The sequence below is a fragment of the Paenibacillus sp. UASWS1643 genome, assembly GCF_008693195.1.
GTDB lineage: Bacteria > Bacillota > Bacilli > Paenibacillales > Paenibacillaceae > Paenibacillus > Paenibacillus amylolyticus_B.
Genome location: NZ_VXKZ01000094.1, coordinates 82,569 through 94,513, shown reverse-complemented (window position 1 = coordinate 94,513; position 11,945 = coordinate 82,569). Strand labels below are relative to the sequence as shown.

8 protein-coding genes are annotated in these 11,945 nt (G+C 46.3%); 1 reads left to right on the top strand and 7 read right to left on the bottom strand.

Annotated elements, in window-relative coordinates; all coding sequences use genetic code 11:
- The first annotated feature begins 637 nt into the window (after positions 1–637).
- Positions 638–2,011 (top strand): molybdopterin-dependent oxidoreductase, encoded by a 1,374-nt coding sequence (locus FE296_RS04595; RefSeq protein ID WP_150364351.1) that lies wholly within the window; start codon positions 638–640, stop codon positions 2,009–2,011.
- 123 nt (positions 2,012–2,134) lie between these two features.
- Here the strand turns inward: FE296_RS04595 and ligA are convergent, their stop codons facing one another.
- The 7 genes from ligA to rfbC form a co-directional block, all read right to left on the bottom strand.
- A complete protein-coding gene (ligA, locus tag FE296_RS04590; RefSeq protein ID WP_150364350.1) occupies positions 2,135–4,156 on the bottom strand; it encodes an NAD-dependent DNA ligase LigA in 2,022 nt (673 codons plus the stop codon).
- A 333-nt stretch (positions 4,157–4,489) separates the two neighbouring features.
- Entirely contained in the window at positions 4,490–6,844 is a 2,355-nt protein-coding gene (gene pcrA / locus FE296_RS04585) for a DNA helicase PcrA (RefSeq protein WP_124116470.1), read from the bottom strand.
- Positions 6,845–7,377: 533 nt separating this feature from the next.
- A complete protein-coding gene (gene pcrB / locus FE296_RS04580) occupies positions 7,378–8,082 on the bottom strand; it encodes a heptaprenylglyceryl phosphate synthase (protein ID WP_124116471.1) in 705 nt (234 codons plus the stop codon).
- 177 nt (positions 8,083–8,259) lie between these two features.
- Positions 8,260–9,135, bottom strand: coding sequence for a phosphatidylinositol-specific phospholipase C/glycerophosphodiester phosphodiesterase family protein (locus tag FE296_RS04575; RefSeq protein WP_150364349.1), 876 nt, complete (start codon positions 9,133–9,135; stop codon positions 8,260–8,262).
- A gap of 134 nt (positions 9,136–9,269) precedes the next feature.
- Positions 9,270–10,151, bottom strand: a complete 882-nt coding sequence (gene rfbD / locus FE296_RS04570) for a dTDP-4-dehydrorhamnose reductase (RefSeq protein WP_150364348.1) — start codon at positions 10,149–10,151, stop codon at positions 9,270–9,272.
- Entirely contained in the window at positions 10,148–11,173 is a 1,026-nt protein-coding gene (gene rfbB, locus FE296_RS04565; RefSeq protein WP_124116474.1) for a dTDP-glucose 4,6-dehydratase, read from the bottom strand. The genes rfbD and rfbB overlap by 4 nt, the downstream gene beginning before the upstream one ends.
- Before the next feature lie 54 nt (positions 11,174–11,227).
- On the bottom strand, positions 11,228–11,776 hold the full coding sequence (gene rfbC / locus FE296_RS04560) for a dTDP-4-dehydrorhamnose 3,5-epimerase (RefSeq protein WP_150364347.1): 549 nt from the start codon (positions 11,774–11,776) through the stop codon (positions 11,228–11,230).
- Positions 11,777–11,945: the final 169 nt, after the last annotated feature.

Genomic DNA, 11,945 nt, shown 5'->3' with positions numbered 1-11,945 from the left:
AGCGTTCGTCCTGAGCCAGGATCAAACTCTCCAATAAAGTATTGAAAAGAGCGATAAGCTCATTTTGAATCTGACGATTCATTGTGAATCAAAAGTTACTATCCATTTGTTCAGTTTTCAAGGAACTTGTATGTCCGTTTATGTTGATGTTTGTCAACCGGACAGGAATCTTATCATATCATGTTAACTAACTTACTGTCAACACTTTGTTTTCGTCATCTTTCAAATGATTATGACAATCATTCGTTTGAAGCGACAAGAAATAATATATCACGTAGTGATTTATTTAGCAAGCATTTTTAATCAACCTTCTAATATCTTGATATCTTCATCTACGGTGTCTTGTCTCCAACCTGTATTCGACAGATTAGCACATTCTCTGAACCCAAGATGGGAACGATCCCCGCCCTTCTGTTCGTTTGAAGAAAGTGATCCAAAAACTCTATAATAAGGTATATAGGATATAGAGATAAGGTTAAGCAGTCAAGTGCTACTACTTTCATAAGTAGCCTATGAACAATCGTATATTCATCACGCATTGCACCTTTACTCCGATCACGTACTCCATTCACAGCTAGCTATTACATATCAAAGTTCTGAATAAACTCATTACTAACCTAATATGGGGTGATCGCGCTTGAAAGAATGGTTAAAGAATGTACGCAAAGGTTACGGCAAGAAACTGGTTTCCATCCACGCTTGGAATGCCTGGATCGTTGTGATCCTTGCAATCTCAGGGCTTATGCTGGTTGGCGGCTTTTGGCGCGAGATACTCGGAATTGGACGTGTCTGGTTAAAATGGCTACATATCATCGTTGGGCTAGCTATGCTGGCACCCGTAGTATATTACTTGATTTTGGCCGGAAAGCACTGGAAACAGCTTCGTAATAGACCTTGGCAAAGGGTGAACACCATCTTTGTTCTTGCGCTGCTGGTAGGCTGGCTACTCTCGGGTATTGTATTATGGCAGTTCAAGCTAGCTGGACCTCGATGGTCGAATGCTGCACTTTTGATCCATGACCTGCTGACTTGGGTGGGCCTACCTTATATTATCTATCACTCCATCACTCGGACCAAATGGTTAAAGGACCCTGCACGTCGTGCGGTTAAAACTACTACATCTCCAACACGAACTCAAAATACAGCTGATCCATCTGATTCAATATCGGATGAAAAAGAAACTCCGGCTGCTATATCTTCTTCCCAGTTTGATCGCAGTTCCGAGAGAGATCCCCTCAAATCAGAGGAGCGACCTCAGCCATTGTATACACGACGAGCTTTCATCCGTTCTGCTGTGGGGGTTGGTCTCGCCGTGACTCTTGGTCCTACTTTTATATCCTGGGTAGGACGAAATCTCAAGATCGATAATAGTATTGATAGCATGCTGGAGAACGATCCTAACCGTATGGTTCCTCTGCCACAACCGCTATCTGCCTCTTCTCCTCCCATTGGAGGCGGAGCTGACGGTCATTTCCGCGTATATACGGTTACGCCCATACCGTCCTTCTCCAATGCTAACTGGTCTTTTCGAATTGATGGGTTGGTTGAACGGGCACAGGTATGGAACTGGGAACAATTCGTGAAGCTCGCTCGTACCGTACAGGTTAGTGATTTCCACTGTGTAACGGGCTGGTCTGTATATAAAAATACCTGGGAAGGCATTTCTCTTGCACAGCTTTTGAAACAAGCCGGGGTCAAACCGGAAGCTCATAGTGTGAAGTTTTATTCCGGTGATGGTGTATACACAGATGCGATTACGATGGATCAAGCACAAATGGAAGATATTATGGTCGCTGTCATGCATGATGGCAAACCCATCCCGGCTGATCTTGGCGGTCCGGTACGGCTCGTCATTCCTCAGATGTATGCCTATAAATCAGTAAAATGGTTAAATCGCATTGAACTCATCGACAGCGAACATATTGGTTACTGGGAAGAGCGAGGATATGATAAGGATGCATGGCTTACAGGTGCATCTCAGCGCATCCCTAACAATTTAAGTGGATCATGATCAGATAAGATTGATGAGGTTTCATTCGTTGTATCAAATAATTCAATAAACAGCAAAAGCCCCCGATCACATATTCGTGTCTTCGGGGGCTTTCTTATATGAACTCTTTTGTTAATTCATCCTCTAACCCTGTGGGTTCAAAAGACGTACAAGTTCGTCCTCATCCTCAATCGTTGGAATACCGAGATCATGGGCTTTGGTTAGTTTACTACCTGCCTTCTCTCCGGCAATAACCAGATCTGTCTTTTTCGACACACTGCCAGTCACCTTCGCTCCGAGCGCTTCCAGTCTTTGCGTCGCCTCTTCCCGCGTCAATTGGTGCAGCGTTCCGGTCAAGACGACCGTTTTACCACTGAAGAAGGAATCTTCCACAACAGCAACGGCTGGCGCCTCAGGTGCCTGAGCTTTCACGCCCAAGTTAAGCATTTTCTCAATCGCAGCCTGTGTAAACGGATCTGCAAAAAAGTTTACGATGCTCTCAGCCACAATACCACCCACGTCGGGTAGTTCAACCAGTTCTTCCACGGTTGCATTCATAATGGCGTGCAGATCTCGATAATGATCAGCGAGCATGCGCGTTGTCGATTTACCTGTGTTCGGAATACCCAGTGAGTATAAGAAGGAAGCCAAGTCTCTATCTTTACTAAGCTCAAGCGCAGCGATAAGGTTGTTCGCTTTCTTTTCCCCAAACCGCTCCAGCTTCACCAGATCATCAAACTGTAACGTATACAGGTCAGCAGGCTCACGCACGTTCAATTCATCATACAGCTGAATCGCCGTTTTCTCACTAAACGTCTCGATGTCCATGGCATCACGGGAAGCAAAATGAGAAATACGTGCCACCGTTTGCGGTTTACACGCAAGTCTATTGTTGCAGAACAGATGCGCTCCGCGTTGCTCCAGTGGGAATCCACATGCAGGACACTGCTCAGGGAAGACGATCTCCTCTCCATCACTCTCCTCCGTCACTTTACCCAGAATCTCAGGAATGACGTCGTTGGAGCGACGGATAAAGACCCGTGTGCCCAGAGCAAACTTCAGATTTTTGCGCTCAATGTCGCCAACATTATTCAGAGTACAGTTCTGTACTGTTACCCCGGCAAGTTCAACCGGTTCTACGCGTGCCAGCGGAGTTACTTTGCCAGTACGGCCCACATTCCATACCACAGCGTTAAGAACCGTCGTGGTCTCTTCAGCCTCGAATTTATATGCCACCGCCCAGCGAGGGAATTTATCGGTATAACCCAACACCTCACGCGTGCGCATGTCCGTAATTTTGATAACAGCTCCATCGATCAGATAGTCCAGCTGACCTCGGTTCTCCTGAATCGCAGCCAATTGTTCCATCACATCATCAAACTCATGGAAATACGTGATGGATGGATTAACTTTGAATCGGTTCTCACGCAGGAAGTCCATCATCTGCTGATGATTGGCAAACTGAATGTCATCCGAATAACCTACGTTATAGAAATAAGCATTCAGTCGACGCTCAGCCGTCGCCTTCGGATTCAGGTTACGCAGCGCTCCCGCTGCTGCATTCCGCGCATTCTTGAGTGGTTCTGCCGCTGTCTCGTTGTATCGCTCCAGGACAGACAGATTCATGATACCTTCACCCTGTACTTCAATCGTGCCGCTTGTGTAAGGAATTTTGAGCGGTACAGATCTAATTGTTCTCACCTGTGCCAAAATACCTTCGCCTACAGTACCGTTCCCTCGTGTAGAGGCTTGCACCAACTCACCGTTGGTGTATGTCAGGTTTAGCGTCAATCCGTCAAATTTCAACTCAATGACGTAACCTGGTTCCGGTAAAGGTGTATCGGGATTTTTACTGTTATAGTCGTTAATCAGTTTCAGTAAACGGGTATTCCAGCTCCGAAGCTGCTCAATATTCTGCGCTTTGTCCAGACTCCATAATGAGGATAAATGGCGATGTGGGGTAAACCCTTTGAGCAGTTCGCCGCCCACACGCTGTGTTGGAGAATCAGGCAGAACCATGCCGCTTTCCTGTTCCAGCGTAACCAGTTCATCGTACAGAAGATCATACTCCTTGTCGCTAATCTGTGGCTGATCCATCGTGTAGTACTGATAATTATGCTGGTTCAGCTCGGTAACGAGTTGCTCCATCCGGTGCATCGGGTCCATACAGGGCCATCCCTCCGTTAATTTGATCTATGTAGAACGAACACTCCTATTGCACGTGAACTCCGATAACAGTATAACTTTCCATCGTTGATATCACTACATAATTTCAATGAATGAATATCCACACTGACACTCCGATAACAGAATAACTTTCCGATCGCTGTTATCCCCGGATTTCTTTTAATCCATTTTAAAAGGTGGAAATCCGGGGATAAAGGCGAACGCTATGCTTCTTCAAGTTATTTCTGTTCTCTTCGTTACCGTGCCGATGCAGTTTTCCTTAAAAAAGTTATTTCTGTTCTCTCTGTTATCGTGCAAAAGGAGGTTTCGTTCTTATTCTACTTTCGTAATAGGGGCAAAGCCGGCAAGCAAACGTTTCACACCCACCGGAGCCGGGAAGGCAATCTGCAGTTCGGTATCATTCCCTGTCCCTTTGACCGCAACAATGGTGCCTGTCCCCCATTTGCCATGCTGCACTTTATCGCCTGCCTTGAACCCTGCTTCACCATTAGAAGCTACCGGCTTGGAAGCAGATGATGGCGTAGAGTATGTTGGGCGAGAGGTACTCGTAGTCACACGTGAAGTCGGCGTGGATGAGGTAGCAGATGAACCGCTCTTGCTTTGGTGATCAAAGAGCTTGGTGCCACCACCGAAGTTACTTCCTCCACTGGAACCTAGTCCACGTCCACCATATGAGCCGCCTCCGCTACTGCCACGACGGTAACGATCACGAGCCATGGAGGTATCTTCCTTCAGCTCATCCGGAATTTCGTCCAGGAAGCGGGAAGGTGGATTCGCTGTGGTACGTCCAAACAAGGTACGCATCTGGGCACACGACAGGAAGAGTTGCTCTTCTGCACGAGTAATCCCCACATAAGCAAGTCGGCGTTCTTCCTCCAGCTCTTCATTGTCCATAAAGGCACGGCTATGCGGGAAGACCCCTTCCTCCATACCCACGATAAAGACAACCGGGAACTCCAGACCTTTGGCACTGTGCATGGTCATCAGGGTAACAGCGTCGCTCTGATCCTCTTCATCATCGTTCATACTGTCGATGTCAGCAATCAATGCAAGATCGGTGAGGAACGATACGAGCGTTTTGTCTTCATTATTTTTCTCAAATTCCATGGTTACCGACAGGAACTCATCAATGTTCTCCAGCCGTGCACGGGATTCGAGTGTATTTTCATTTTGCATCTCAAGACGGTATTGGCTCATCTCAAGAATCTTCTCGGTCAGTTCAGTTACAGACAGGTATTCTACCATCTGATGCAGCGCAGCGATCATGTCATAGAACTCCACAAGCGCATTCCGCGTACGACCAGCAAAACCAAGATCATCCACGACCTGAAGTACTCGGAAAATGGAAATTCCACGCTCTCCTGCCGCAGCCGCCAGCTTCGCTACTGTTGTATCCCCGATGCTACGCTTCGGTACATTAATGATCCGGGTAAGACTGATATCATCGTCCGGGTTAGATAACAGGCGCAGATATGCCAGAATGTCCTTGATCTCTTTACGATCATAGAACTTGATGCCGCCGACAATCTGATACGGAATATCAGACTTGATCAGAATTTCCTCTATAACCCGGGACTGGGCATTGGTACGGTATAAAATCGCATGGTTCTGATAGGATTTGCCGTTCTTCACATTTTTACTAATCTCGGAGGTAACAAAATACCCCTCATCATGCTCGGAATCCGCACGGTACACCTTGATCTTCGAACCACCCTCTTTGTCCGTCCACAGTTTCTTCGGTTTACGCCCTGTATTCAGGCCGATCACTTCATTCGCTGCATTCAGGATATTGGAAGTAGAACGATAGTTCTGTTCCAGCAAAATCGTATTTGCTTCAGGGTAATCTTTCTCAAAGTTCAGGATATTACTGATATCGGCCCCGCGCCAGCGATAGATCGATTGGTCACTATCCCCTACAACACAAATGCGGTGGTGACTGTCAGCAAGCATGCGGCACAGCATGTACTGTGCACGGTTTGTATCCTGATACTCGTCCACGTGAATGTACTGGAATTTCTTTTGGTAAAAGTCGAGGACTTCAGGCACTTCCTTGAACAGTTGAATGGTCTGCATAATGAGATCGTCGAAATCAAGTGAGTTGTTGGCTCTTAACCGTTTTTGGTACATCTTATATATCTTCGCTACAATACCCTCGAAATAATCTCCTGCCTGCTTCTCATATTGCTCTGGACTAATCAGTTCATTCTTGGCCGTACTCATCATCGATTGAACTGCTTTGGGCTCGAATTTCTTGGTATCAATATTCTGATCTTTCATACAACTGCGAATTACAGATAATTGGTCCGATGAGTCCAAAATACTGAAGTTGGAGGTAAAGCCAATACGTTCAATATCACGGCGCAAAATACGCACGCACATGGAGTGAAATGTGGATACCCAAATGTCGCGGCCCTGGGAGCCACCAACCAGTTGGGATACGCGGTCTTGCATCTCACGGGCGGCTTTGTTCGTAAATGTAATTGCTAAAATGCCCCACGGGGGCGCCTTCCGTGTTGCAATAAGGTAGGCAATCCGGTGAGTCAGCACCCGGGTCTTGCCGGATCCCGCTCCGGCCATAATCAGCAGCGGGCCATCCGTCGCCTCGACGGCTTGCCGTTGAGGCGTGTTAAGCCGTGCAACGGCATCATGTATATTTACAGGTTGCATGCATGCATGCTCCTTTCGTTGGTTGGTTGGTCGGTATAAGTGATCTATCCATTACACTTGGACTTCGATTGCAGCAGCATCTTCCGATCGTCGTTATCCCCAGATTTTTTAGTTCCCTTTATCAAAGGGAAAATCCGGTGATAAATACGAACACTTCGTTTCTTCAGATCGCTTCTGCACTCTCCGTTTCAGTGTAAACATAGTTCCTGTATACGATTCGCTTAGTAAAAGGTGAAAATCCGGTAATAAATGCGAGCACTTCGTTTCTTCAGATTGCTTCTGCACTCTCCGTTTCTGTGTAAACATAGTACCTGTATACGAATTTCTTAGTAAAAAAAGAACAAAATCAGGTAGTAGAAGTATGCTTAGGATTTAGCTTTCTTACAGAAAGCTTTTTACGAGCATTTCGTTTCTCCAGCTCACTTCTCTCTTCGTTCTCGCGTAAACGACATAACGCTCATATAACTTCTTTATTTAGTAAGGGCAAAGTTCTATTTTAACAGATCATAAGGGGAAAATGGGGGAATGGTAAACTAAACCGTTTCATCGGTACCTTTTACGGCCAACACCGTCTCAAGCGCTTTGTTCAGATCACTATACACGATATTACCTACAACGATGGTATCTGCCACCTGAGCAGCTTGCGCGGCTTTCTCCGGATCATCAATTCCGCCGCCGTAGATGAGGTGTGCCCGCTCCAATTGTCTGTGTGTCTCACCAACAAGTTCCATATCTCCGAACGTTCCGCTGTACTCCATGTATACAATGGGAAGATTGAGCAGACGCTCCGCTGCCTGGGCATATGCCACCGCTGCTCCTGTCGTCAGATCCGTATCTGCACCAGTCAACCGCGCTACCGTGGAGTTTGCATTAAGCACAATATAACCCTCGGCAATCAGCAGATCCCAAGGGATAAGATAACCGTAACGCTCTATGGCTTGCTGGTGGTGCCCTATCATCCATTTGCTGTCCGTTGCATTCAGGACCATTGGGATCAGATATCCATCAAAGCCGGGAACAACAGCCTCCAGATCGGATACTTCAAGCACACATGGCAACTCATAACGACGCACACGGGACATCAGGTCTACCGTGTTCTCGTAAGTAATTCCCGAAGATCCACCGACGATAATTGCATCGGTCCCCGACATGCAGACCAGATCGAGTTCTTCGTCTGTAATCTCCCGGTCCGGGTCAAGCTTAAACACATGTCTCCACTGCTTAATCATGTCTATCAACGAACATTCCTCCAGAGGTTCTTCTGCATCCTAGAAAGCTTGTAAACTAAGTCTAAGTCAGCAGGCAGTGAGTGTCAATGTTCGTATAAAAAGGGGAACAGAAAATCACAGACATTTCCCGGTCCTGGTAGGGAAAAGCCTATGATTTGGAATTTGCATGATTATAATTACGACATTTTACGGTTTCCAGGCAAACCGTGTATTCATCTCATCCAACTCTTGCTCCGTCAGGACGTCCGAGTACACCCCGTACACACCCCACTTCTCATAGTTAGCCACCTGTTCGGTGTCATTAATGGTATGCACGTAGGTAACTGAGCCTGCACTATTCAGCTTGGCGACAAAATTCTGGTTTACTTTATATTCCGGCATAGTCACCGCATCAATATCATTTTTTTGAACAAAATCAACAACCTGAGCTTCTGTATCCTGTGTGGCATATAACGTATAGATAATGGAAGGAAATGCATAGACTTCTTTCACCGTTTCGAGCATCGGTTCGTTATAGATTTGTACAACCACTCGATCCAGCACGGATGGATCATGTTCTTTGGCTGCATCCACGAGGGACCTTAACACCTGCTGAATATCCTCATCCTTCTGTTCCTTGGTGTCGGTTACGATATACATATCCGGGTACTGAGCCAGTACATCTATAATGCCGTCGGCATCCATGGGTTGATACATGCCCAGAATGGGCGTATTCATGAACTCATCATGTGTCAGCGCCCCGGCTTGTTTTTCCTCGGGAAGCTCTTGGTCCTGTTCTAGCATTTTGCTCATATTAGCGGTCCACTCATGTCTGGCTACGGCTTTACGATCCGAGGTCAACATAAAGTCGATTTCAAATACACGTGTGCCTTTCTCGTAATTGGCAATCATCGCTTCATAGGCGTTAGTATATGGTTGATCACGAATGCTGCCCATCGCGTGGGCGATTAATCTATAAGCGGTAAATCCGTCCCTTTTTTCTTCACTCTCGCTTTCATAGGCGAAAAAGAGTGTTCCTACGGTAACGATCAGTAGTGTTAACACGGCGGCAATGCGTTTCATATAGCATTCACATCCTCAGTACCTTTTTGTTAGCTAACTACCCGAATTGATTAGGTGTAAAACAAAATAGCCGCCCGGAGGCGGCTGTTAAATGGTGGGTGCAGTTTGGGAATAAAGCACGGACCTCCACATGCTCAGTCCTTTTGCTGTACACTCAACTCTTTCAAAAACGCAATCAGCGCCTCACGCCAAGGTCTCAGAGGTTCCAGACCGTTCGTTCGAATCGCCAGATGATCCATCACCGAGTATGCAGGACGAGGGGCTGGACGCGGAAACTGGTCGGTTGTGCATGGCATAAGTTCGGCTGTCGGCTCGAACCCACTCTGCTTACCGGCTTCCTCTCTTATTGCCTGTGCAAACTCGTACCATGTACAAGTTCCTGAATTGGAAGCATGATAGATGCCATACTTTTCACTTACGGAAAGGAGATAGATGAATCGTGCAAGATCCACCGTATAGGTAGGCGAACCTTGTTGGTCATGAACCACTTGCAGTTGTGGACGCTTTGCTATAAGTTCCAGCATGGTTTTGACAAAATTACTGCCATGCACGCCAAACACCCATGATGTTCGAATGATAAACCATTGCGTACACAAACTTTGAACCAGCCGTTCCCCGGCAAGCTTCGACTTGCCATAAACACTCTGCGGATTCGTTACATCGTATTCGCGGTATGGTGTAGTCCCGCTCCCATCAAATACATAATCGGTACTGATATATACCAGTTTTGCTTTCACACTCTCGGCGGCAACTGCAATATTTCTAGTACCTGATGTATTGATTGCGTATGCTGTATCCTCATCTACCTCAGCCTGATCGACCGCCGTGTAAGCAGCGCAGTGAATAATGATGTGAGGCAGGAACGTCTTAATCCTATCTGAGCACTGCTGTTGATCGGTAATATCCATCTGGTTTTTGTCACAGGCCAATACCTGATGACCCTCTGCTTGGAAGGTCTTCACCACATCATAACCCAGCTGTCCCGCTGCGCCAGTCACCATAATTCTATAATTCATTTGGATGAATCACCCATCCGTTTACCGTACTGAAGCTGAACATAGTCCTGATATGTGCCTGCTTGAATTCTCGTCCACCAATCTTGATGTTTCAGATACCATTGGATCGTCTCCTTGATCCCTGTCTCAAAATTGTGTGCAGGTTGCCAACCAAGCTCTGTACGTATCTTGGTAGGATCTATACCGTAACGTCGGTCATGTCCCAACCGATCTTGTACATATTGTATCAAACTCGCCGGCTTACCCAGTTGCTCCAATACGCTCTCCACAATGTATATATTAGTACGTTCATTATTACCACCAATGTTGTATACTTCTCCAGATTGTCCATTATGAATCACCAGATCAATCGCGCTGCAGTGATCCTCGACATAAAGCCAGTCACGAATATTGAGCCCGTCACCATATACTGGGATGGCTTCATCATTCAATGCACGGGATATAATCAGCGGAATCAGTTTCTCCGGAAATTGAAAAGGCCCGTAGTTATTGGAGCAACGTGTAATATTTACAGGCAGTCCAAAGGTTTCATGATAGGCTCTTACGAGCATATCCCCGCCAGCTTTACTTGCAGAGTACGGACTGTTTGGCATCAGAGGTGTATCTTCAGTAAATAAACCTGTAGCACCCAATGATCCATATACCTCATCCGTCGATACCTGAACAAATTTGGTGACTTGATACTTCTTCGCCGCATCCAGCAGAACCTGAGTACCCATCACATTGGTACGCACAAAGATATCCGGGGACAGAATACTTCGATCCACATGAGACTCGGCAGCGAAATTCACAACCACATCGATGCCTTGGGAAAAAACAGCTTCCATCTGCTGTACATCTGCAATATCTGCCTTGATAAAGGTATATCGAGGATTTGACTCTACCGTATGCAAGTTCTCCAAGTTTCCCGCATACGTTAATGCATCCACATTGATAATCTCATAACTCGGATGTTCACGAAGCATATATAACACAAAGTTGCTGCCGATAAATCCGGCCCCACCCGTAACCAGTAGTTTCATGCTGTCTCTCTCCCTCTGCCTCCAGATACAGAAGTATCTGAAAAGTCTGATTAATTAGTCGAAGTTCAGTTCAGCATCTCTCAGTAAAGGATGCTTCTGATCCTTCTCCGATAATATAGGTTTCGTCACAGGCCAATCAATGGCGAGCGCCGGATCGTTCCACAGAATTCCACGGTCATGTTCAGGCGAATAATAGGCATCCACCTTATAAGTTACCTGGGAATGAGGCACCAAGGTACAAAATCCATGAGCAAATCCTTGAGGAACAAGCAGTTGCCGCTGGTTGTACTCACTTAGAATGACACTTTTCCATTGGCCAAAAGTAGGGGATGAGGTGCGGACATCCACAATCACATCATATATAGCCCCAGATATAACCCTCACCAATTTAGTCTGTGCTTTGGGTTGAAGCTGGTAATGAAGCCCACGCAGAACACCTGCTTCAGCCGACAAGGATTGATTGTCCTGAATAAAGACGTGCTGTATCCCCTGTTCATGCAGAACCTGCTCATTATAACTTTCCATAAAATATCCACGGTGATCACCATAAACCTGGGGTTCCAATATGGCAGCGCCATCCATAAACAGCGGAAGTACCTTCATGACATCCCTCCGTTTTGCTGTTGACATCATTTCTTCATATTGACTATGTATATGTAAAGTGTCGGGTAAGTGTTTGTTCATTGGCCTGTATAACCCTCATATTTACTCTTCCATAAAATAAATTAAAGCCCAGCCGAGATATCATTCTTCGGCTGGACTTCAAGGGCAT

Coding starts and splice junctions, on each gene's coding strand:
- pcrA (WP_124116470.1), bottom strand. CDS start 6,844: ATGCAACCTGTAAATATACATGATGCCGTTGCACGGCTTAACACGCCT.
- ligA (WP_150364350.1), bottom strand. CDS start 4,156: ATGGACCCGATGCACCGGATGGAGCAACTCGTTACCGAGCTGAACCAG.
- rfbB (WP_124116474.1), bottom strand. CDS start 11,173: ATGAAACTACTGGTTACGGGTGGGGCCGGATTTATCGGCAGCAACTTT.
- rfbC (WP_150364347.1), bottom strand. CDS start 11,776: ATGAAGGTACTTCCGCTGTTTATGGATGGCGCTGCCATATTGGAACCC.
- rfbD (WP_150364348.1), bottom strand. CDS start 10,151: ATGAATTATAGAATTATGGTGACTGGCGCAGCGGGACAGCTGGGTTAT.
- FE296_RS04575 (WP_150364349.1), bottom strand. CDS start 9,135: ATGAAACGCATTGCCGCCGTGTTAACACTACTGATCGTTACCGTAGGA.